At 60.6% G+C, this 22,881-nt stretch carries 19 protein-coding genes; 6 read left to right on the top strand and 13 right to left on the bottom strand.

Going from position 1 to position 22,881, the window contains the following annotated elements:
* The first annotated feature begins 184 nt into the window (after positions 1-184).
* From GSQ77_RS18220 to serB, 3 genes are all read left to right on the top strand, one after another.
* A complete protein-coding gene (locus tag GSQ77_RS18220; protein WP_158904180.1) occupies positions 185-754 on the top strand; it encodes an isochorismatase family protein in 570 nt (189 codons plus the stop codon).
* Between the two features lie 17 nt (positions 755-771).
* Positions 772-1,854 (top strand): GlxA family transcriptional regulator, encoded by a 1,083-nt coding sequence (locus tag GSQ77_RS18215; RefSeq protein WP_158904179.1) that lies wholly within the window; start codon positions 772-774, stop codon positions 1,852-1,854.
* 216 nt (positions 1,855-2,070) lie between these two features.
* The gene (serB, locus tag GSQ77_RS18210; RefSeq protein ID WP_158904178.1) at positions 2,071-2,910 is read left to right on the top strand and encodes a phosphoserine phosphatase SerB; all 840 of its coding nucleotides are present in this window, start codon (positions 2,071-2,073) and stop codon (positions 2,908-2,910) included.
* Positions 2,911-2,972: 62 nt separating this feature from the next.
* Here serB and GSQ77_RS18205 read toward each other — a convergent pair whose 3' ends face one another.
* The 3 genes from GSQ77_RS18205 to bktB are packed head-to-tail and all read right to left on the bottom strand — an operon-like array spanning position 2,973 to position 5,845.
* Complete coding sequence (locus GSQ77_RS18205) at positions 2,973-4,184, bottom strand: cystathionine beta-lyase (RefSeq protein ID WP_158904177.1); 1,212 nt, start codon at positions 4,182-4,184, stop codon at positions 2,973-2,975.
* An 18-nt stretch (positions 4,185-4,202) separates the two neighbouring features.
* Positions 4,203-4,661, bottom strand: a complete 459-nt coding sequence (locus tag GSQ77_RS18200; RefSeq protein ID WP_158904176.1) for a hypothetical protein — start codon at positions 4,659-4,661, stop codon at positions 4,203-4,205.
* Positions 4,662-4,663: 2 nt separating this feature from the next.
* Positions 4,664-5,845 (bottom strand): beta-ketothiolase BktB, encoded by a 1,182-nt coding sequence (gene bktB, locus GSQ77_RS18195; RefSeq protein WP_158904175.1) that lies wholly within the window; start codon positions 5,843-5,845, stop codon positions 4,664-4,666.
* 102 nt (positions 5,846-5,947) lie between these two features.
* On the opposite strand from bktB, the gene GSQ77_RS18190 reads away from it, so the two are divergent.
* Entirely contained in the window at positions 5,948-6,487 is a 540-nt protein-coding gene (locus GSQ77_RS18190) for a hypothetical protein (RefSeq protein ID WP_158904174.1), read from the top strand.
* 21 nt (positions 6,488-6,508) lie between these two features.
* Here the strand turns inward: GSQ77_RS18190 and rimO are convergent, their stop codons facing one another.
* The 7 genes from rimO to GSQ77_RS18155 form a co-directional block, all read right to left on the bottom strand.
* Positions 6,509-7,894, bottom strand: coding sequence for a 30S ribosomal protein S12 methylthiotransferase RimO (gene rimO / locus GSQ77_RS18185; protein ID WP_158904173.1), 1,386 nt, complete (start codon positions 7,892-7,894; stop codon positions 6,509-6,511).
* 108 nt (positions 7,895-8,002) lie between these two features.
* Complete coding sequence (phaR, locus tag GSQ77_RS18180; RefSeq protein ID WP_158904172.1) at positions 8,003-8,572, bottom strand: polyhydroxyalkanoate synthesis repressor PhaR; 570 nt, start codon at positions 8,570-8,572, stop codon at positions 8,003-8,005.
* 168 nt (positions 8,573-8,740) lie between these two features.
* Positions 8,741-9,481 carry a 3-ketoacyl-ACP reductase gene (locus GSQ77_RS18175; protein WP_158904171.1) on the bottom strand — a complete coding sequence of 247 codons (741 nt, stop codon included), beginning with the start codon at positions 9,479-9,481 and terminating at the stop codon, positions 8,741-8,743.
* A 110-nt stretch (positions 9,482-9,591) separates the two neighbouring features.
* On the bottom strand, positions 9,592-10,773 hold the full coding sequence (locus tag GSQ77_RS18170; RefSeq protein WP_158904170.1) for an acetyl-CoA C-acetyltransferase: 1,182 nt from the start codon (positions 10,771-10,773) through the stop codon (positions 9,592-9,594).
* A 42-nt stretch (positions 10,774-10,815) separates the two neighbouring features.
* A complete protein-coding gene (gene phaC, locus GSQ77_RS18165) occupies positions 10,816-12,666 on the bottom strand; it encodes a class I poly(R)-hydroxyalkanoic acid synthase (RefSeq protein WP_254067688.1) in 1,851 nt (616 codons plus the stop codon).
* 439 nt (positions 12,667-13,105) lie between these two features.
* A complete protein-coding gene (gene pgeF, locus GSQ77_RS18160; RefSeq protein ID WP_158904242.1) occupies positions 13,106-13,945 on the bottom strand; it encodes a peptidoglycan editing factor PgeF in 840 nt (279 codons plus the stop codon).
* Positions 13,946-14,075: 130 nt separating this feature from the next.
* Positions 14,076-15,128 (bottom strand): RluA family pseudouridine synthase, encoded by a 1,053-nt coding sequence (locus GSQ77_RS18155; RefSeq protein ID WP_254067694.1) that lies wholly within the window; start codon positions 15,126-15,128, stop codon positions 14,076-14,078.
* A 368-nt stretch (positions 15,129-15,496) separates the two neighbouring features.
* On the opposite strand from GSQ77_RS18155, the gene GSQ77_RS18150 reads away from it, so the two are divergent.
* Positions 15,497-16,324 carry an outer membrane protein assembly factor BamD gene (locus tag GSQ77_RS18150; protein WP_158904168.1) on the top strand — a complete coding sequence of 276 codons (828 nt, stop codon included), beginning with the start codon at positions 15,497-15,499 and terminating at the stop codon, positions 16,322-16,324.
* A gap of 197 nt (positions 16,325-16,521) precedes the next feature.
* On the opposite strand, the gene GSQ77_RS18145 is transcribed toward GSQ77_RS18150, so the two are convergent.
* The 3 genes from GSQ77_RS18145 to GSQ77_RS18135 form a co-directional block, all read right to left on the bottom strand.
* Complete coding sequence (locus tag GSQ77_RS18145) at positions 16,522-18,867, bottom strand: ATP-dependent DNA helicase (RefSeq protein WP_254067687.1); 2,346 nt, start codon at positions 18,865-18,867, stop codon at positions 16,522-16,524.
* A gap of 106 nt (positions 18,868-18,973) precedes the next feature.
* Complete coding sequence (locus GSQ77_RS18140; protein ID WP_254067693.1) at positions 18,974-19,159, bottom strand: DUF465 domain-containing protein; 186 nt, start codon at positions 19,157-19,159, stop codon at positions 18,974-18,976.
* Between the two features lie 205 nt (positions 19,160-19,364).
* A complete protein-coding gene (locus tag GSQ77_RS18135; protein WP_254067686.1) occupies positions 19,365-20,270 on the bottom strand; it encodes a hypothetical protein in 906 nt (301 codons plus the stop codon).
* Positions 20,271-20,390: 120 nt separating this feature from the next.
* Here GSQ77_RS18135 and GSQ77_RS18130 point away from each other — a divergent pair, with 120 nt between their 5' ends.
* Positions 20,391-22,757 (top strand): Tex family protein, encoded by a 2,367-nt coding sequence (locus tag GSQ77_RS18130; RefSeq protein ID WP_158904167.1) that lies wholly within the window; start codon positions 20,391-20,393, stop codon positions 22,755-22,757.
* Positions 22,758-22,881: the final 124 nt, after the last annotated feature.

Here is a 22,881-nt window from a genome sequence, read left to right as displayed (position 1 = left end):
TAGAGCGAGCGTGCGGCATTCGCTTCGATAGATGGCGGGCACCGTGTCGCAGAGTCGTTCCACGCTCATTTTAACGATGTCCGAATATGACCTATTTACGTCTTTCTCATGTCTCGTTTCATGGAGATAAGCCGAATAATATGGTGGTGTGGTACTTTTCCTTAACTTGATGCCGAGACACAAAATGACCGATACCGCCCTGCTCGTAATCGATGTACAAGAATCTTTTCCTAACCGGCATTACTGGTCGACCGCCGACGTGCCGCTCTATCTGGAAAAACAGCAGCAATTGATCGATGGCTGTGCGGCGCGCGGCGTACCGGTGGTGCAGATTTTCCACGTCGAGCCGCAAGGGCCGTTTTCGCTGGCGTCCGGTTTTGTCAAAACGCTGAACGGCATCAAGATTCAACCTTCGGTCACGATACAGAAAACCGTCCACAGCGCGATGAACGGCACCGCCCTGCCTCAATGGCTGATCACCCATGGCATACGCCGCCTGATCGTCAGCGGTATCCGCACTGAGCAATGTTGCGAAACGACGACCCGCCAAGCATCCGACGACGGCTATCAAGTCGACTACATCACCGAGGCCACGCTGACATTCCCGATGACCCATGCGGGCTCGGGCGTGACCTATAGCGCGCAGGAAATCAAGGCGCGTACCGAACTGGTGCTGGCTGACCGCTTCGCGCGCATCATGACCGTCGATGCGGTACTGGCAAGCTTGCCGGCTGCCGCTTCCAAGGCGGCATAAACCACCGAGTACCCCGTATGCGTACGCTTGCGATTTATTTTGTAGTGCTGCCGGATACCTTGTTGCTCGATCTGACTGGACCGGCCGAGGTATTCGCCATGGCGAATCGCTGCCAGCCGAGCACGCGCGACGGGGTGCCGCTGCGCTTTGAATTGAAGTACGTCGGCCCCTGCCCCCAGGTGTCGACATCGATAGGTCTCGCGCTCAGTGGTTTGGCCCCGCTGCCCGAGGCGATCGAACCCGATGCGTTGATCTTCGTTACCGGCACGGTCGATTCCACCCAGCCGCTTCGGGCCTCGGCGGCGCCGTGGCCCACGCCGGTTCCGGCACCAGCCCCAGCGTCATCGCGCACTCCGGCGGCCTCGCCAGCCCCCTCGCACGAGGCACTGGCTAGCGCCGTGGCATGGCTCAAACACCAAGCCTCGCCGACAAGACGCATCGCGTGCATCTGCACCGGCGCGTTGATTGCCGCTCGCGCGGGTCTGCTCGATAACCGCGACTGCACCACGCATCACACCGATTGCGCCGCGCTAAGAGCGTTGGCGCCGCGCGCACGGGTGCTCGACAATCGCCTGTTCGTGTCCGACGGTCCGATCAGCACCAGTGCCGGCGTAACCGCAGGCATCGATCTGAGTCTGCAGATGGTGGCGGATCTCGTCGGCGCGCCGGTTGCGGCCACCGTGGCGCGCAATCTGGTGGTCTATTCCCGGCGCAGCGGTCATGATCCCCAGCTCTCGCCCTGGTTGAACGGACGCAATCACATGAATCCTGCCTTGCACCGGGTGCAGGATGCGATTTCGGCAGAGCCGGCGCGACATTGGACACTCGCCGAGTTGGCCGCGATCGCATGCAGCAGCGAACGCCATCTGGCGCGCTTGTTTCGCGATCACGCCGGCACGCAAGCGGTCGATTATTTGCACAGCCTACGCATCGCTCTCGCGCGCGAATTGTTGACTCAATCCGACCTGGATCTGGAACGCGTCGCACAACGTGCGGGTTTTGGCTCGGCGCGCCAGATGCGGCGCGTTTGGCAGAAATTCGAACCACTGCCGCCGACTCATTGGCGTGCACAGCATCGAGAACCCGCGGCGCACGCATGAAGCGTCGGGGAGTTTGAAGTTGGATGGTTGAAGGTGGATGGTTGAAGGTGGACGTCCGACGTTGCACATTGGAAGCAGAACATTGCCGGCAGTTGCTTATTTTCCGACAAGGAACCCGCAGTCGTTACAATAGGGCCTTGTGCCCGCAATCCACGTGCATAGCGTTATCGCTGCATGGGGTGCGTGCGGCTTGTCCGAACTGCCGACCCTGAAACTATGAATCTGGTAATCCAGAGCGCCAGCGCGCTCGACCCTGCGCACGCCCGCCCCTTGACCGCACTCGCGCGCGGCACCCGAGCCGAAACCATCGCCGCCGAGGCGTTCCGCATCATTGACGCGGATCCCCAGCAACGCGTCGACATCGACATTTACTGCGACACGCATCGGCTCGATGCCGCGTGGATAGAACCGCAAGCGCTGAGCGACTATGGCCTGCTCGCGATGGATATGGACTCGACGCTGATCACGATCGAATGCATAGACGAAATTGCCGATTATTGTGGCGTCAAACCGCAAGTGGCGGCGATCACCGAGGCTGCGATGCGCGGTGAGATCACCGACTTCGACGAAAGCTTGCGACGCCGCGTCGCCTTGCTCGCCGGGCTGGATGCTAGCGTGCTCGAGCGCGTGTACGAAGAGCGCCTGAAACTTTCTCCTGGCGCCGAAAGCATGTTGGCGCAGGCTCGTGCCGCAGGACTCAAAACCCTGCTCGTGTCGGGCGGCTTTACCTTCTTTACGCAGCGCTTGCAAGAACGGTTAGGCCTCGATTACACCCGTGCGAACGAGCTTGAGATTGTCGACGGAAAACTGACCGGTGCGGTGCTGGGAGAGATCGTCGATGCGCAAGTGAAAGCCGATACGCTGATTTCGATCTGCGCAAACCTGGGGATCGCGCCGCAACGCTCGATCGCGATGGGCGATGGATCGAACGATCTGAAAATGATGGCCGTCGCAGGTTTGTCGGTCGCATTTCGCGCCAAGCCTGTGGTGCGCAAGGCGGCCGACGTGGCATTCAACCATGTCGGCCTGGACGCGTTACCGCGGCTTTTTATGTAAGCGTTGGCGCTGACGTTGGCCTTGGCGCTGGCGTTTGGCGCTAAGTCAGCGTTTCCGTACCGCTATTTCGTTAGCTGCATCGCCAGGCTTTGCTCGATATCGGCACGCAAATCCTGCACCCCTTCAAGACCCACGAAGAAACGCACCAGCGTGCCTTTGTGCGGCCAGCGGGAGGCCGTGCGCATACTGGCGACGTCGTAAGGCATCGCCAGACTATGCGCGCCGCCCCAACTCCAGCCCAGCTTGAAAAGCGCCAGCCCTTCGACAAACGCGTCGACCTGCGCGGGGCTATATTGAGCGTCGAAGACGACCGAGAACAAACCACCCGCGCCGGTGAAATCCCGCTTGTAATTCTCGTGCCCCGGGCAGTCGGGCAGCGCCGGATGCAATACGGCTGCGATCTCCGGACGGGTTTTGAGCCACTGCGCCAGTGCCAGCGCCGACCGGTCGTGCGCATCGAAGCGCAACTGCATGGTGGCCAAACCGCGCAGCACCAGCGAGCAGTCATCGGACGACACGCCGATGCCCATGCGCATGCGCGCTCGCTTGAGCCGCGCGTGGATGTCGGCATCGACAGTAATGGTCGCGCCCATCAGGATATCGCTCGCCCCCGATTGATACTTGGTGAGCGCCTGCACTGAAATATCGACGCCATGGTCGAACGGTTTGAAGGCCAGACCGGCCGAATAGGTATTGTCGATCGCCGTGACGACGCCGCGCGCGCGCGCAACGGCGGTGATCGCGTCGATATCGGGCACCTCCATCGTCACCGAACCGGGCGATTCGAGCCAGATCAAGCGCGTTTGCGGCCGGATCAGGTCCGCGATGCCGGCGCCTATCATCGGATCGTAATAGTCGACCTGCACGCCGAAATCGTTGCTGAGCCAATCGCCAAGCTCGCGGTTGGGCCCGTACGCATTGTCAGGAATCAGCACGGCTTCACCGTGTTTGACGATGCCGAAATAGACGTTGACGATCGACGACAGTCCCGACGGCTGCAACAAGGCGTGCGATCCACCTTCCAGTAGCGCGAGACGATTAGTGAGCATGGTCGAGGTCGGCGTCGCGTGCAGGCCGTAACGCCACTGGCTATCGTCGCGCCATTGCAGCGCGCGCACCGCGGCCAGATTCGGGAAAACTACCGTCGACGCACGCGTGACCGGCGGAACAAATGACGTCCACCCCGGAGTCAGGTGATCGTCGTGATGCAAGAGTGCCGTTTGCAATTCGGCTTGCAAGCCACGTTTTGCGGGATCGTGCGATTCGTTTGACATGCCGAGTCCTAAAGTCAGTTAATTCGTAGCCGAGCGCGGTTCCAGATGCAAGGTCAGCGGCTGCGGGTCCGATCCATCGGTGGGTGTCCGATCGCCCGTCAAACCGCCGATGCTGCTGAATTGCGCAACCCATTGGCCGGTGATACGGGTACCGTCGTCCGACTCTTCGAGCTCCAGCGTGTTGCCGTCGCGATCGCCGGCCACCAGGATGACCTCGCCCGTGTCGAGCAGATGGTATTCGCCATGCACGCCCTCGGGTTCATCGGTTTTCGGGCCGAGCAGCAGTTCGACTTTGCGCGAGCCGATCAAGCCGGTGTAACGCGGGAATTGCGCGAACTCGGGATCGGGCGCGAGCGTTCCCGGTTTGACTTCCTGCGCTACGGCCGCCCCGGAAAACCCGCCCAGCAGGCACAGAGCACATAACGCGCCACACACGACAGCGCGGCGCTTCCTCCACATCGTCAACGATACTGCCATGGTCACACGCGCTCGAAAATTGCAGCGATACCTTGGCCACCGCCGATGCACATCGTCACGAGTGCGTACCGGCCAGCCGTGCGTTGCAGTTCATAGAGCGCCTTGACGGTAATCAACGCACCGGTGGCGCCGATCGGGTGCCCCAGCGAGATACCGGAGCCATTCGGGTTGACCCGTTTCGGATCGAGACCGAGGTCTTGTGTGACCGCGCACGCTTGCGCGGCAAATGCCTCATTGGCTTCGATCACGTCGAGATCGCCGACGCTGAGCTTGGCGCGCTCCAGCGCAGCGCGCGTAGCCGGTATCGGCCCCAGGCCCATGAATTTCGGATCGACGCCCGCATGGCCATAGGAAACCAGCCGCGCCAGCGGCTTCAAACCGCGTGCTTCGGCAACTTGCCGCTCCATCAACACCAGTGCCGCTGCTGCGTCGTTCAAGCCCGACGCATTGCCGGCCGTCACGCTGCCGTCTTTCTTGAACGCCGGCCTAAGCTTGCTTAGATCGGCAATCGTAGTCGCACCGCGCACATGCTCGTCGGTATCGAACAGCGTTTCGCCTTTTTTGGATTTGAGCGTGATCGGCAGGATCTGTTCTTTGAAATAACCGCTCTCGATCGCATGCGCCGCGCGCCGATGCGATTCGAGCGCGAGCGCATCCTGAACATCGCGCGAAATGCTGTAACGCTCGGCGATATTCTCGGCGGTCACCCCCATATGGATGGCATCGAACGGGTCATGCAGCGCACCCAACATCATGTCGATCATGCGGGACTCGCCCATACGCGCGCCAAAGCGTGCGTCGGGCATGATGTAAGGGGCGCGGCTCATGCTTTCGGCACCACCCGCAATCGCGATATCGGCATCGCCGAGTAAAATCGCCTGCGCCGCGCTGATGACAGCCTGCAGGCCGGAGCCGCACAGTCGGTTGAGCGTGAGCGCCGGAACATGCTGACCGACGCCGCCATTCAGCGCCGCTACGCGTGCCAGGTACATGTCCTTCGGTTCGGTGTTGATGACGTGGCCGAATACGACGTGTCCGACGTCATCGCCAGACACTTGGGCTCGGGCCAAGGCTTCGCGCACCACGCGCGCGCCCAGATCCGTCGGCGATAAATCTTTGAGGCTGCCGCCAAAGTCTCCGACCGCGGTGCGTACGCCGCTGACTACCACCACTTCGCGCTGCATAGTGTTCTCCTTGAGGGCCTGTGCTGTTAGGCCGAGTATACCGGCCCGTATGCTCTAGTGCAGCATTACGAACGCCGCAGCGTATGCCCGAGCCGACGCGGTATGATGACGGCTCGCGCAGCCGTGCCCAAGGCGCATTTGCTGCCGCATTTGCTGCTTAAACCGTTCTCTGTTTGGAAGGTGCCGAATTTGTTTGATTTTATCGATGCAGAAAAATCGTTTGCGCCGCGCGCGCGACATATGGCGGTCGTTGCCGCGGGTTCGATGCTGATGGCGCTAAGCGGATGCAGCTGGTTGCATATGCCCAGCATGAGCATGCCCCATATCCCCTACGTCAATCCGGCCCCGCCCGATATGACACCGGCGCGCGATTCGGCCGACAACCTGGTACGTATCGACGCCGCACTGCGCAGCGGTTGCGAGTCGGTGCTCAACATCGAGAAACCGCCCGCGACGCCGGGCGCGGCCGCCAGCACGGCGCCGCAGCGCTGGGTCGCACACACCTGCCGCGGCGATCTGTCGTATGACATCGTCACGGAAAAATCGCCGCAGGGCCCTGTGGTCAAGGTGTTACCAGTGAATTCGCCGATCAACAAACCGATGAACCCGAACACGATCCCCGCCATGCCCCTCGATGAGTGACATGGGCCGGTAGATGAGGGCTTAAAGCTCGCCCCACAGATCGTGGCCGTCGGCGCCGGTGATTTTGACGTTGACGAATTCGCCGACCTTATAACGCTTCGAGGCCTTGCGCGACGGCTCGATATACACCACGCCGTCGATTTCCGGCGCGTCCGCGTATGAACGCGCGACGCCGCCTTCGGCGGTCACTTCGTCGACCAGCACCTTGAGCGTCGAGCCGATCTTGCGCTGCATGCGCTTGGCCGAGACCGCTTCCGCCACTTCCATGAAACGGGCGCGGCGTTCGTCGCGCAAGGCATCAGGCAATGCGCCCGGCAACTCGTTAGCTGCCGCACCGTCGACCGGCGAATAAGCGAAGCAGCCGACCCGGTCGAGCTCCGCATGACGGATGAATTCGAGCAGCGTTTCGAATTCCGCTTCAGTCTCTCCCGGAAATCCGGCAATGAACGTGCTGCGGATCGCGAGATCCGGACATATTTCGCGCCATTGCTGAACGCGCTCTAGCGTCTTTTCCGCGTTGGCCGGACGCTTCATCCGCTTCAGGACGTCGGGGTGGGCATGCTGGAATGGCACGTCCAGATAGGGCAGGATCAGGCCCTGCGCCATCAACGGGATGATTTCGTCGACGTGCGGATACGGATACACATAATGCAATCGTATCCAGGCGCCATATTGCGCCGCGAGTTCGCCCAACGCGGTGACCAGTTCCGTCATGCGCGTGCGTACCGGACGCCCGTTCCAGAAGCCCATGCGGAATTTGACGTCGACGCCGTAGGCACTGGTGTCCTGCGAAATCACCAGCAATTCCTTCACGCCCGCTTTGAACAGATTTTCCGCTTCGAGCATGATGTCCGCGACCGGCCGCGAGACGAGGTCGCCACGCATCGACGGGATGATGCAAAACGTGCAGCGATGATTGCAGCCTTCGGAAATTTTCAGATAGGCGTAGTGACGCGGCGTGAGCTTGATGCCGGCGGCCGGCACCAGATCGATAAACGGGTCATGCGGCTTGGGCAGATGCTGGTGGACCGCCTGCATCACCTCACCGAGCGCGTGCGGACCGGTGACTGCCAAGACCTTGGGATGCACTTCCGAGATCAGGTTGTTGCCGCTCGTGCCCGTCTTGGCGCCCAGGCAACCCGTAACGATCACGCGGCCGTTTTCGTGCAGCGCCTCGCCTATCGCGTCGAGACTTTCCTGCACAGCCTCGTCGATAAATCCGCAGGTGTTGACGACGACGATGTCTGCCCCGTCATAAGAGCCGGAAATCTGGTAACCCTCGGCACGCAGCTGGGTGATGATCTGTTCGGAATCGACCAGTGCTTTCGGGCAGCCGAGCGAGACAAAGCCGACCTTGGGTGCGGCGTTCGCGGCAGCCGGCGGCGTGGCGGTGGGGGTTTGCGACATGATAGCGACAGCCTGAAGAAATGCGGAGAAGCCGCATTGTATCGCGCCTTCAACCCCTCATGCCCGGCAAGCTGTCGCCGGCCGCGCTTTCCGGCCGCACGCCGACGCTTATTTAGGCGTCTTGTCGTCCGTTCCGGGCGGAACCGGGAACGGGAACGTCGTAAACATGTTTTTCGCCTGGCTCTGCATTTTTTCCTGCATCTCCACGAACATGTTCTTCGACTGCTCGATATAGCTGGTCATCACGCCCTGCATCATCGGCGCCTGCATGTTCATGAATTGCGCCCACATGTCCGAATTCAGGGGGCCGCCGTCGTACAGCCCTTGCGATTGCTCACCCAATTTGCTCTGGATGTCGATAAAGGCCTGGATATTCTTCTCGAGGTACGTGCCCATCATGCCTTGCATGGCGTGACCGTAAAACCGGATGATCTGCGAGAGCATCGGGCTGGAAAACATCGGCAAGCCGCCGCTTTCTTCCTCGAGAATAATCTGTAACAAAATGCTGCGGGTCAGATCCTCGTTGGTCTTCGCATCGAGTACTTTGAATTCCTCGGTTTCGAGCACAAGCTGTTTCACATCGCTCAGGGTGATGTAGGTGCTGGTTTGTGTGTCGTACAGTCGGCGATTCGGATATTTTTTAATTAGACGTTCGGCTGTTTTTTTTGTCGTGCTCATGGTTCCCTTTCAGCATAGCAATCAGCGCCTGGAGTCGACTCCTCGGCGCTGTCCGGCATCCCCCCAACAAGCGCTGTCCCCTCATGTGCAACCAGTGAACAGGATGGACAGCCGCGCGAGCGGCCATCGTCCCGCACACAAGCCCGCATAAAGCTGCAGGCGCGACCCTCAACCCATGTGCAAACCGCCGTTCAGCGAGAAATCCGCCCCCGTCGCAAAACCCGATTCATCCGACGCCAACCACGCGCAGATCGAACCGATTTCTTCCGGTTGTCCCAGGCGTCGCACCGGAATCGTGGCAATGATTTTTTCGAGTACATCGGGACGAATCGAACGCACCATGTCCGTACCGATATAGCCCGGCGACACCGTATTCACCGTTACGCCCTTGGTCGCCACTTCCTGCGCCAGCGACATGGTGAAACCATGGATGCCGGCCTTGGCGGTCGCGTAATTGGTCTGGCCAAACTGGCCTTTCTGACCGTTGACGGACGAGATGTTGATAATGCGTCCCCAACCACGCTCGACCATCCCCTCGATCACCTGCTTGGTGACGTTGAAGAGGCTGGTCAGGTTGGTGTCGATTACCGCAGTCCAGTCTTCGCGGCTCATCTTGCGAAACACGATATCGCGGGTGATGCCGGCGTTGTTGATCAACACATCGATCTCTCCGACTTCAGCCTTGACCTTATCGAAGGCCTGCTTGGTCGAATCCCAATCGCCCACATTGCCTTCCGAGGCGACGAAATCGTAACCCAGCGCTTTTTGCTCGCCTATCCACTTTGTGCAACGCGGCGAGTTGGGTCCGCAGCCGGCGACAACGCGAAACCCCTGCTTGTGCAAACGCTGGCAAATGCTGGTACCGATCCCACCCATGCCGCCCGTGACGTACGCTACTCGTTGTGACATAAAGAACTCCGTGGTCTATCTTTCAAACCCCTAGGGGCCATTCTCGGCGCCGCACCCATGTTGCTGTCAAGCGGCGTACTCGCTTTGCTCCTCTTGGATTCAAATTCCTGTCAAACTCGCTCGACGGCGAGTGCCACACCCATGCCACCGCCGATACACAGCGAGGCGAGGCCGCGTTTGGCATCGCGCTTGGCCATTTCATGCAGCAGCGTCACCAGGATCCGGCAGCCGGATGCCCCGATCGGGTGGCCAATCGCAATCGCACCGCCATTGACGTTGACCTTCGATGTATCCCAGCCCATCTGCTTGTGCACGGCCAGCGCTTGAGCCGCGAACGCTTCATTGATTTCCATCAAGTCGAGGTCGCCGGTACTCCAACCGGCGCGCTCGAGGCAACGGCGCGAAGCCGGTACCGGGCCCATGCCCATGACTTTGGGGTCCACGCCGGCATTGGCATAAGCCTTGATGCGAGCCAGCGGCTTGAGGCCCAGCGCCTCGGCTTTTTTGGCCGACATCACGATCACACCCGCGGCGCCATCGTTCAAGCCCGACGCATTGGCCGCCGTAACCGACCCGGCCTTGTCGAACGCCGGTTTGAGGCCGGCCAACGATTCGGCGGTCACGCCGTGGCGCACGAACTCGTCGGTCGCGAAACGCACCGGCTCGCCTTTGCGCTGCGGAATTTCCACCGGCACGATCTCGTCATCGAAACGCCCGCTCTTTTGCGCCGCTTCTGCTTTGTTTTGCGAAGCCGCCGCGAATGCGTCCTGTGCCTCGCGCGTGATGCCGTATTCCTTCGCGACGTTTTCTGCCGTGGTGCCCATGTGATAATGGTTGAAGGCATCCCACAGCCCGTCGACGATCATGGAGTCGATCAGCTTGGCGTCGCCCATGCGGAAACCGTCGCGCGAACCCGGCAGCACGTGGGGTGCCGCACTCATGTTTTCCTGACCGCCCGCCAATACGATTTCGGCGTCGCCGGCGATGATGGCGTTAGCCGCCAGCATCACGGCCTTGAGGCCCGAACCGCACACTTTATTGATGGTCATGCCCGGCACCGAATTCGGCAGGCCTGCACGGATGAGCGCCTGGCGCGCCGGATTCTGGCCGGAGCCTGCGGCAAGCACCTGGCCCAGAATGACCTCGCTGATCTGCTCAGGCTTCAGGCCCGAGCGCTCGAGCAAAGCGCGTATGACGGTGGCGCCCAAGTCCTGGGCCGGGATCTTGGCTAGCGAGCCACCAAATTTACCCACTGCGGTGCGGGCTGCTGCAACAATCACGACATCAGTCATTTTGGCTTCCTCTAGATGGAAATGAACTAAGAGCCAAGCGGATCAGGCCGCTTGCATTACGTAACTTCCCGGCGCGGCTTCTAGCACCGGATATTTAGCAGACCCTAGCTTGGCGCGCGGCTTGATGCGTTTGCCGCCTTGCAGGGCCAGCCAGTCGGACCATACCGTCCACCAGCTGCCCGGATTCTCGGTGGCGGCTTCGAACCACGCATCGGCAGACTCGTGCACCTGCTCGCTGCTCCAGTAACTGCGCTTGTTCTTGGCCGGCGGGTTGATGACGCCCGCAATATGTCCCGAGGCACCGAGCACGAACTGCAAAGGACCTTTCAACAATTTGGTCGATTCGTAGGCGGTTTTCCACGGCACGATGTGATCTTCGCGCGAGCCGTAAATGAACGTAGGCATGTCGATCAAACTCAGATCGACGGGTGTGCCGCACACGCTCAGCGCGTTCGCTTTGCGCAAGGTGTTTTCAAGATAAGTATGCCGCAGATACCAGACCATCATCGGCCCAGGCAGGTTGGTGCTGTCGCTGTTCCAGAACAGCAAGTCGAAGGCGGCTGGCGTGCGGCCTTTCAAGTAATTGTCGACAACGTAATTCCAGACCAGATCGTTGGGCCGCAAGAACGCGAACGTGCTGGCGAATTCGCTGCCCCGCATCAGCGCCGGGGGCTTGCCGCCCATGCCGCCGATAGCCTGCTCGCGTTTCTGCACTTGGTCTTCGTCGATAAATACGTCCAGCACCCCGGTGTCGCCAAAATCGAGCATCGACGTGAGCAATGTCAGCGAAGCCGCGCTCGATTCGTCACGCGCCGCGAGCACCGCCAGCGCGGTAGCCAGCAATGTGCCACCGACACAGAACCCCAAGGTGTTGATTTTGCTGCGGCCGCAAATGGTTTTGACCACCTCGATTGACTGCAGCACGCCGTCCTCGATGTAATCGTCCCAGGTTTTGTCGGCCAGCGACGCATCGGGGTTGCGCCATGAAATCACGAATACCTGATGCCCTTGCTCGACCGCGTAGCGCACCAGAGAATTTTCCGGATTCAAATCGAGAATGTAGTACTTGTTGATGCACGGCGGCACGATCAGCAGCGGCGTTTCAAATACGGTGCTGGTCTGCGGTTTGTATTGAATCAGTTGGATCAGCTCGTTTTGATACACCACCGAGCCTTCGGTGTTGGCAATATTCTGACCCACTGCAAAACCCGTTTCGTCTGTTTGCGTGATGCGGCCACGGCTCATGTCGTTGAGCAGGTTCTGAATGCCTAGTCGCATGCTTTCACCCTGCGACTCGATTAACGTTTTCTGCGCTTCGGGGTTCAGTGCCAGGAAATTGCTCGGCGCGGCAGCCGCCGTCCATTGTTCGAGCGCAAAGCGGATCCGCTCGCGGGTCTTGCCATCGACATCGACAGCTTCGGCCAGTTGCTTCATGAACCGGCTATTGAGCAAATACCAGGCAGCGGCAAATGCGCTGACCGGCGTCGAGCGCCAAGCCTCAGAAGAAAAACGCCGATCCGACAAGTCGAGCCCGGAAACGTCGGGTGAACTTAATTTTTGGAGAAGCGCCGTGCATTCGCGGGCATAGTCGCTTTGCAATTGCTGAATTTTCTCGGGTGCAATCTTTAACTCAGGCATGCTCGTGGGCGCCGTGAATTTTCCCATGAACCCGAAGCTGGACATATCGGGCATCGCAGCACCGGCAAACCCGGGCATTGCAAATGCGGCAAACGGCGACGGCATGTGGGATCCCGCCGCGCCGCCCTGCTCGGTTGATGCACTCATCGCATTATTCGGTGCAGTCGTCACGTTGGACCCAGCCGCCGCGCTCAATTGCGCCCAGAGCGCCGGATTCATGGCGCGGTTCAAGTTCTCCAGCCACGCGTTAAGCATGCCTTGGAATTGCTCCGTAGAGGCCGTTGGACTACTTGCCGTGGATTGTTTAGAGTCAGCCATACCCTAGATTGTCACCGGTGCGTGTTGCAGGGAGTGGAAATGACGACATAGCGAAACAGTCTGCTAGTGCCAAGGGTTACGGCATTCTTGCTCGCCGTTGATTACGGTGTCAATCGTTCAGCTAGATTTTGACGCGCTGCGAGATTTTTTTCATTATCGTTTTCCCGCGGTTTGCCGTTTGTCTAGCTATAGACACAGGTTGGACCCCGTTCAGGCGTTCCGGTTCATCGCTTTGCAGCGCCGCATAGTCGCTCGAATATCGGGACAAACAAGGGCTTTCCCGAACGAGCTAAGGTCACTGCCGAGGTAACTGCCGGGGTAACTGCCGGGGTTACTACCAGGGGCACTGTCGGGGTCACTGTATCTCGGACCGGCATCACGCCTCGGACGCAATCCAGATCATTGCCGCGAAACGCCCTGTGACGCGATCACGCCGAAACGAATAGAAATGCTCGGGTTCGGAAAAAGTGCAATGCTCGCCGCCCGTTACCGATTTGATGCCGAGTCGAGCCAGCCGCAGGCGGGCCAACGCGTATAAATTACCAAAGTACTTTCCCTCTGTGCTCGGATGTCGCACGAACGCGGCTTCGGTTGCCGCTCGCTCATCGGCCTGCGCGGCATCGAGAAACGCCGCACGCACTTCTGCGCCGACCTCGAACGCCTGCGGCCCGATTGCTGGGCCGAGGAAGGCATGCAAATCGGCGCTGCCACCGCAGCGTCGTGTCACTTCTTGCGCCGTATGTTCGATTACCCCACCGACCAGCCCTCGCCAGCCTGCATGGGCCGCGCCCACGGCACGTCCAGCCGCGTCGGCAAGCAGCACCGGCATGCAATCGGCGACCATGACGATACAGCCAACTCCCGCAGCATCGGTGACACTTGCGTCCGCCTTAAGCGGCGATTGTCCGCGCTCGAGAGCGAGCAGTGCCTGCTGCGCGTCCACCACGCTACTGCCGTGGATCTGTTCGAGCCAGGCAGGCTGCGCACCGCACATCGCGATCAAACGGTTGCGATTCTGTATGACAGCATCGGCTTCGTCGCCCGTATGCAAACCGAGATTCAAGCCGCCGGACTGGGCGTCCAACACGCCCGAGCCATACGGCTCAACGCTGACACCGCCTGCGCGCGAAGTGACGAGCGCACGCACTCGTGAGGCGACCGGCCACTCAGGCAACAGGCAGTCGGAGAACGTCAGCGGTTGTGATGTCATGGTCATCGGTTTCATGGCTATCGTCGGGTCCAAACGCAATCGACACGCAATCAACTTTCGCGCAGTCGATGCTCGCGCAGTCAACTCTCACGCAGCGCATGCTTGTGCGGTTTTGTGCGTCTAATTGCGCGCGCAGTTAATCCTCGGTGCCGGAGTCGTCATCCGCGTCGTCGTACTCTGCATCTTCATCGTCCATTCGGTACGCTTTGTACGTGCCGGCATCAGCGCCGTCGGCACCGATATTTGCGCCCAGATGCGCCAGTGCGCCCGCCACGCCGAGTTCGTCGGCCAGCATCGCCAGATCCTCGGGCACCGGTACGTGCCAAGCCAGAAACTCGCCGGAATCCGGATGCACGAGGCCGAGCCGCCAGGCATGCAATGCTTGACGCGCGAAACCGCCCGGCAGCACCAGGCCGGAGCGCGCACTGCGCGCCCGCCCATACACCGGGTCTCCCAGCAACGGGTTGCCCAGGTGCGCGAGATGCACACGAATCTGATGGGTGCGGCCGGTTTCGAGATCACATTGAACCACCGAAACCGGCTGCTCGCCGAGCAGACCGGTCGCGACCGTCTCGAAGTGCGTGCGCGCCGGCTTGCCGGTCGCGCCGTGAACGATAGCCATGCGTAGGCGGTCGCGCGGGTCGCGGCCGATCGGTGCATCGATGAGACCCGCGGCCGGCGGCGTTCCCCACACCAGCGCGATATAGCGGCGCTTGACGGTGCGAGCCTGCAACTGGCGCACCAGATCGGTCTGCGACGTGAGGCTGCGAGCCACTACCATCAAGCCTGAGGTGTCCTTGTCCAGCCGGTGTACGATCCCGGCCCTGGGCAGGCCCGCGGCATCGCGGTAACGGTGCAGCAGCCCGTTGAGCAGCGTGCCACTCCAGTTGCCCGCGGCCGGGTGCACCACCATGCCGGCCGGCTTATTGACGACGACCAAGGTCGCGTCTTCGTAAATGATGTCGAGTTCGATCGGCTCCGGCGTGAATGCGAGCTGCTCCGGCAGCAGATCCGGCGTCACGACGACCACCGCGTCGCGCGGCACCTTGGCGCGAACGCGCGCCGGTTCGCCATCCACAGTGACGCGCCCCGTTTCGATCCAGCTTTGCAAACGGCTACGGGAAAATTCTGGAAATAGTTGAGCGATCGCTTTGTCCAGCCGCTCGCCTGCGAGCGACTGCGGAATCACGGCCGTGAGCGGCGCAGGCGCAGCCGCAGCCGCGACCTCATACTCGTCGGCTTCGGTCTCGATTTCGGGGTCGGCTTGGAGGTCGGCTTGAGAATCGCCTTGCTGAGGACCGGCTTGAGACTCGGCTTGAGACCCGGCCAGCGCCCCGGGTTGGAGCGCGCTTTGGACCTCGGGTTCGAGCTTGCTTTGGCCCCCGGATTTCAGCGTGGATGTGAGCTCAGGCGGTACGCCAGTGAGTGAAGTATCAGTGTTGGGCAATGCATTACCTAAAGTTTCAGCGCCAATCGCGTCGGCACCGGCTGCGCTTCAGCTATAATCGCCGGTGAATCTCGGTCATCAGACTTGACGCTAGGATATAAAGCCAGGACATGCGAGCCTTAACTACCAGCACCCGTACATGCAAATTCGCGGTATTCGCCGCCGTAGCCGTGATTATCGCAGGCTGCAGCGCTTTGCCCGAAAAAACTGACGAAACGGCAACATGGTCTAATCAGAAATTATACTCGGAGGCGCAAGACGCGCTCACCGGCAAGGACTATGGAAAGTGCTCAAAGTACTTCGAAATCCTCGAAGGGCGTGATCCGTTCGGGCTTTTCGCGCAGCAGGGCCAGCTCAACATTCCCTACTGCTACTGGAAAGAAAACGAGCAGGCTTCAGCGCTCACGGCCGTCAATCGTTTCATCCAGCTGCACCCGGATCATCCGAACATCGATTACGCGTATTACCTGAAGGGCCTGATCAGTTTCAACGACGATCTCGGGCTGTTCGGTCGCTACGCGGGTCAGGACATGAGCGAGCGCGATCCGCTTGCGCTGCGTGACTCCTACGACGCCTTCAAGGTGGTTGTCGACAAGTATCCGGAAAGCAAATATGCACCCGATGCAGCGCAGCGCATGCGTTACATCGTCAATGCGTTGGCCTCGCATGAGGTGCATACGGCGCAGTACTATTACAACCGCGGTGCTTATATTGCAGCGGTCAATCGCGCGCAGCTGGCAGTGAAAAACTACCAGAACACGCCGGCGGTTGAAGATGCGCTGCACATCATGGTGCTGTCCTACGAAAAACTGGGCGAAACGAAACTGGCTACCGATACGCAAAGCGTGCTTGCCGCTACGTTCCCCGATAGCCCTTATATTCCGGGCAACAAGTTCCGGCGTAAGACGGTAGAAAAGCCGTGGTATCAGATCTGGTAGTGGGTGAGCGCGGTGCGACTTGCCTATGTGGCAAGTAGAGAAGCCGCACACAGCCGCATCCGGTTACTGACGAAGTGGTCCGAACAGCCTTCCGATTTTGGAAGGCTTTTTTATTGGAGACGGGCTCGCTTTTTGAATTGGCTGTGCGCGGTCTTGCGTTCAACCAATTCAAGCACGCGATGCCTTCAGCGTCAGAATCAATCGCCTTCAGGCGGCTGCGGCTGCGTCGGCGCAAAGAAATCACGTACAACCTCAAGCTCACGGGTTCGCTTGAAAGCCGGCAAACTTTGCCAGATCCGTTTGCCATAAGGTTTTTCGACCAGCCGTGGGTCGCAGATCATCAGCACGCCGCGATCGGTCTCTGCACGTATCAAGCGCCCGGCGCCCTGCTTGAGCGTGATCACCGCTTGCGGCAACTGATGTACCGCAAAGGGACTCAACCCTTTTTTCGTCAGCGCATCGAGCCGCGCTGCAAGCACGGGATCGTCGGGCGGCGCAAACGGCAATTTGTCGATGACGACCAACGACAACGCTTCGCCGCGCACATCGACGCCTTCCCAAAAGCTCTGGCTACCGACCAGTATGGCATTGCCCAGACTGCGAAAGCGATCGAGCAATTCGGTTCGACTCGCGTCGCCCTGCACCAGCAACGGAAACGTCCAGCCGCGCGTGTCCATCACATCGCGCAGGCGATTGGCGATGCGCTCGACCGCGCGCAAGGTGGTGCACAGCAGGAATGCTCGTCCACCAGCAGCTTCGATCACGGGCAGCGCAGCATCGAGCACCGCATCCGTAAAACCGGGCGACGAAGGCTGTGGCAATTCGCGCGGGACATACAACAACGCCTGGGTGCCGTAATCGAACGGGCTCGCGAGCGTCATCGAGCGCTTGGCGTCCAGCCCCATTTGCGCGGCATAGTGGGTAAAGTCGCCTTTGACCGACAAGGTGGCCGAAGTGAAGATCCAGGCACGAGGCGCGCCGGAGCGCTGCTTGGCAAAGATCGGCGCGACCGATAGCGGAGTTTGATGCAATTGTACTGTGTGTGAAAACACTTCCACCCAACGCACGGATTCATTGACCGACTCCGCCCGAGCGCCCTTATCCCCGCCCTTCTCGACATGAGTCACTCGATTCGACGTGGCAATTTTCGCCGTGCTCTCGGGCGCAGCGGGCGCGCTCCAACTGGCCAGCGTCTGTTGCAACTCGCGAGCGCGACGCAAGCACACACCCAGCGCGTCGGATCGTTCGGCCTGCGACGCCAGTACTTCGGCAAGCTCATCGAGCGCGACATCGACCGCTTCCAGCGATTCGTAGAGCGGATGCGCTTCCCCAAGCTGCGAAACCGACAAGCGCACAGTGTCCTGGCCAAACGCCAGTCGGATGTCTCGCGCGGCCCTCTCGAGTTTCGCGCCCAACTGCGGCCAGTCACAGGCATCGCGCGCGTGAACCAGCCCTTCGGCCACGCAATCGCGCGCCAATTCGAGCATTTGCGCGGTCGACAACGTCGTGCCGAAAAAGAGCGTGGCCGTATCGGGAAGTTGGTGCGCTTCGTCGAAGATCACGGTATTTGCGCTGGGCAATAATTCAGCCATGCCCGTATCACGCAACATGATGTCTGCGAAGAAGAGATGGTGGTTGACCACCACGATATCGGCTTGCTGCGCCTCTCGGCGCGCCTGCATCACGAAGCAGTCCTTGTAATTCGGACACTCCTGCCCTAGACAGTTTTCTCTGGTCGAAGTGACCATCGGCCAGATCGGCGCCGTTTCCGGCACGCTGGCTAGTTCAGCCTTGTCGCCGGTGCGCGTGATCTTGGCGAAGCGCACGACTTCCTGCAAGTGCGCTGCATCCTGCCGGGACGGCAAACGTCCGCTGTCTGCGGTACGTTGCAAATAGTAATGGCACAGGTAGTTGGCACGGCCCTTGAGCATGGCGACCGACACCGGTACCGCCAGTGCGTCGCGCACAGTCGGAATGTCGCGCTGAAATAGCTGGTCCTGCAAGTGCTTGGTGCCGGTCGACACAATGACCTTGCCGCCCCATAACATCGACGGGACCAAATACGCGTAGGTTTTGCCCGTGCCCGTGCCAGCTTCCACGATCAACGTGTTGCTACCATCATCGGCATGGGGATCTTGCGCTGCGGTACCGTTGGATCCGTCGGATCGGTTGGCGTCGGCCGCACGAGCGCTCGCCGCGCGCGTACCGGCTGGCGCCAACAGTTGCGGCTCAGGCAAGCGGCCGGTCGCTTCAATCGCCGCGGCTACCGCGCGCGCCATGGCGCGTTGCGAATCGCGCGCATGGTAGCCCTCGATATGGCTGGCCAACGCACCTTGGGGCGAAAACAGATCTTCGAGTTCATGCGCACGCCGCGTGCTCAGCGCAAGCGCGGCTCGTGCGGCCGGAGATGCCGCGGCGGCTGATGTAGCAGACCTGGCCGAGGCAGCCGAAGCAGCAGATGCCGCCTCAGGCGCCGCATTGTCGGCGGTGTCATCCGAAGTCGGCGTAATCGGTAGTGCGGAAGGGGCGGAGGATGAGGTCAAGACTAAGCTTCAACGGTACGTCATGGAAGCGGCGCGCGAGCGCCGCCGGTGGGCCGGATGCTGCTGCCGACACGAACTAAACGGCCGGCAATCGGCAGGCGCCCCGCTAGGCTCGCGCATCGGGCTCGAGTTGCAACTGCAGCAGCATAATCGTGTCCTTGACCTTGAGCTTGCGCTTCTTGAGCCGCCGCAATTCGAAATCATTCGCGCCACGCAGTGCTATCAGTTTCGCGATCAAGGTATCCAACGCGGCATGTTCGCATTGAAGCTCGGTCACACGACGCACGATCAAGGCACTCTCACTGTCGGCGGCAGCGGCTTCGTTCGACGCTGCGCGCTCCACCGGTATGGGGTGGTCGGCCTCCCCGACGTCGCCGTCAGCCAATGACATGCCGGCCGCGGGTGCCGCAGCCAAACCCGTCGCCGAGCTGCCATTGTGCAGCGGTTCGGAGCTGCCTGTTTCCAGTTGATCGTCGCGCATAGCTGACTCCCCGGAGTTACTTCTGACCAGCGCCGCTGGCGGCGGCGCTTTTTGCGGCAGCGGCACTTGCAGCGGCCGCGCTGGCGGCAGCGGCAGTCGCCGCCTTGGCCTGGCGCTGTTTGACACTTTCCTGATGCTCGCTGGCCTTGACTTGCTTGGCATTGAACCGGTCAACGTTTTCGACCCGCTGCTGTTCATCTTTCTGCGCATTGGCATGCGCCTGGTCGAGCTTCGTCTGGAAGTCGGCCTGCTTCTGGTTGTACTGGGCCTGAGCGGCGGCCTCGGTTTTGGGCTGCGAGGCAATGCGCGACGCTTCGTCAAGTTGATGCTGACGCTGTTTATCGTCGAAGCTCGCCTGATTGACCTTCTCGTTGTTCGCACGCTTCGGCGCGTCGGCCTGATCCTGTGCATCGCGCAGCGCATTTCTCTCGTCGCGCTGCTGCGCGCGCAAAGCGCGTTCTTCTGCGTTTAGCTTGAGCTGTTCGGTGCGGATGTCGTCTTTCGCGGCATACATCGCTTTGCGGGCCACGCCCAGGCAGTGATTCACGAAGAAATGCGAATAACACTCGTGCTCCGCCACCTGATAATTGTACGTATATTCTTCGGTGCGGCGGTTCAACACCGTCTGGCGAGCGTTGAACGCGTCTTGTTGCGCGGCCTCGGCATCGCTCTGGGCAGAGCTGGCAGATGGGCTGGCGAACGAGCTAACCGTGGGGTTAGCCGATACACCAACAGACGAGCCAGCCGCCGTGCTGACAGCCGAGTTGACTGGTGAGCTGGACGTGGCGCCGACAGTCGGGCTCGCCCCCGCGTGAACACCGGACGCGACAGTTTGCGCGCTAGCCAGAGCGGGCGCTGCGCACACGCATGCCATCAAGGCGGTGCGGCATAGGACGGTCGAAAACACGTTGGCAGGAGTCATACAAGAGCGTCTTAACATTTTACGATTCTATCATTGCGGGTTCGGACAGCCCGGGCATTTGTGGCAAAATCACTGGTTCAATGTACTTTGGCCTTCGGCCTCGAACCCCAGATACCACAGATGACGGAAAACGTAGCAAGCATCATTGCCCAGCGTATTGCCACCGAGCTCGGTGTGCAAGTACGCCAAGTGGCCGCAGCGATACAACTTCTTGACGAAGGCTCGACGGTGCCGTTTATTTCCCGATACCGCAAGGAAATCACCGGCAACCTGGACGACACGCAGTTGCGCAATCTCGAAGAACGCCTCGGTTATCTGCGCGAACTCGAGGATCGCCGCGCCACGATTTTGCAAAGCATCGGCGAACAAGGCAAATTGACCGAACCGCTGGAACAGGCGATCCTTGCCGCCGACAGCAAGCAGGTGCTGGAAGACCTCTACCTGCCCTACAAGCCGAAGCGCCGCACGCGCGCACAAATTGCCCGAGAGGCAGGCTTGGAACCGCTGGCGCATGCACTCCTGGCCGATCCGACGCTGAACCCGCAGGAACAGGCCGCGCGCTATGTCGACGCGGAAAAAGGCGTGGCCGATGTGAAAGCCGCGCTCGATGGCGCGCGCGATATTCTGACGGAGCAATTTGGCGAAACCGCCGACCTGCTCGGCTCAGTGCGTGAATACCTGTGGCAGCAAGGCATCGTGGCCTCCACCGTCATCGCCGGTAAAGAGCACGAAGAAGAAGAAAAATTCCGCGACTATTACGCGTATGACGAAGCGATCAAGACGGTACCCTCGCATCGGGCCCTCGCCTTGTTCCGGGCACGCAATGCCGGCATCCTGATGGTCAAGCTGGGTCTGGGCGAAGCGCTCGACACCCAAGTGCCACACCCTGGCGAAGTCCTCATCGCAAACCGCTTTCAGTTGCGCAACCTCGGGCGCGCGGCCGACCAATGGCTGGCCGACGTTTGCCGTTGGTGCTGGCGCGTCAAAGTACAGCCGCATATCGAAAACGAATTGCTGACCCAATTGCGCGAACAATCCGAGCAGGAGGCCATTCGGGTTTTTGCACGCAACCTGAAAGACCTGTTGCTGGCAGCGCCCGCGGGCCCGAAAGCGGTGATCGGGCTGGATCCCGGGCTGCGTACAGGGGTCAAGGTGGCGGTGGTGGATCGCACCGGCAAATTGCTGACCACCGATACCATCTATCCGCATGAACCTCGTCGCGACTGGGAAGGCTCGCTCGCCCGGCTAGAGAAAATCGCACGCGCAACCCGTGCCGATTTGATCAGCATCGGCAACGGCACCGCTTCGCGCGAAACCGACCGGCTCGCGGCCGAATTGATACGCCGCTGTCCAGAACTGCAAATGCAGAAAATCGTCGTATCGGAAGCTGGCGCGTCCATCTACTCCGCTTCGGAATTTGCTGCGAAAGAATTTCCCGAGCTCGATGTGACGTTGCGCGGTGCGGTTTCGATTGCACGTCGTCTGCAAGATCCGCTGGCCGAATTGGTCAAGATCGAACCGAAGGCAATCGGCGTGGGTCAGTATCAGCATGACGTCAACCAACGCGAGTTGGCACGCTCGCTCGACGCGGTCGTCGAAGATTGCGTCAATGCGGTCGGCGTCGATCTGAATACGGCATCGGTGCCGCTACTCACCCGCGTTTCCGGTTTGAACGCAACCTTGGCGCGCAATATCGTCGAGTTCCGAGATAGCTATGGCCCGTTCGCGACCCGCGAGCATTTGAAGAAAGTGCCGCGTCTGGGCGATAAGACCTTCGAACAGGCTGCGGGTTTTCTACGGATCAACGCCGGAGACAATCCCTTGGACGGCTCGTCGGTGCACCCGGAAGCCTATCCACTGGTCGAGAAAATTCTCGCCAGCATCAATAAGAAAGCCTCCGACATCATGGGCAATCGCGAGGCGTTGCGCGGCCTGTCGCCAACGCAATTCGTCGACGAGCGCTTTGGCCTGCCGACCATACGCGACATTTTCACGGAGCTGGAAAAGCCGGGGCGCGACCCGCGGCCCGAGTTCAAGACCGCGACCTTTCGCGATGGCATCGAGAAAATCTCCGACCTCACACCTGGCTTGCTGCTTGAGGGTGTCGTGACCAACGTCGCAGCATTCGGTGCGTTCATCGATATCGGCGTGCATCAAGATGGATTGGTGCACGTCTCGGCAATGGCCACGCGGTTTATCAAGGATCCGCATGAAGTCGTGAAGGCCGGCGATGTCGTTCAGGTCAAGGTGCTGGAGGTGGACGTCAAGCGGCAACGGATTGCGCTGACCATGCGGCTCTCCGACGATGTGGCGGTCACGGCGGCGTCGCCCGACTCAGGCAACCGTTCGGCCGACCGGTCTGCCAATCGACCCGGCAATCCGTCCGCGGGTCGCAATGGGGGTAATCAAGGCGCACGCCGTCCGGCCAATGAGCCGGCTGCGGGCGGCGCGATGGCCGCAGCGTTTGCGAAGCTCAAAAAGCCGTGATGGAGCCACTTAATTGAGTCGCTCGGGCAGCAGCGATAAGCTACTGCCCGAACAAGACACCCGAAGAGAACGCGAAAGCACTCAAAAAAAACCCACGCCTAGAGCGTGGGTTTTTTATTGTCAT

The organism is Burkholderia sp. L27(2015), assembly GCF_009765705.1.
Taxonomy (GTDB): Bacteria; Pseudomonadota; Gammaproteobacteria; order Burkholderiales; family Burkholderiaceae; genus LMUX01.
The sequence above is the reverse complement of the archived record's forward strand: the minus strand, read 5'-3'. Positions and strand labels throughout refer to the sequence as shown.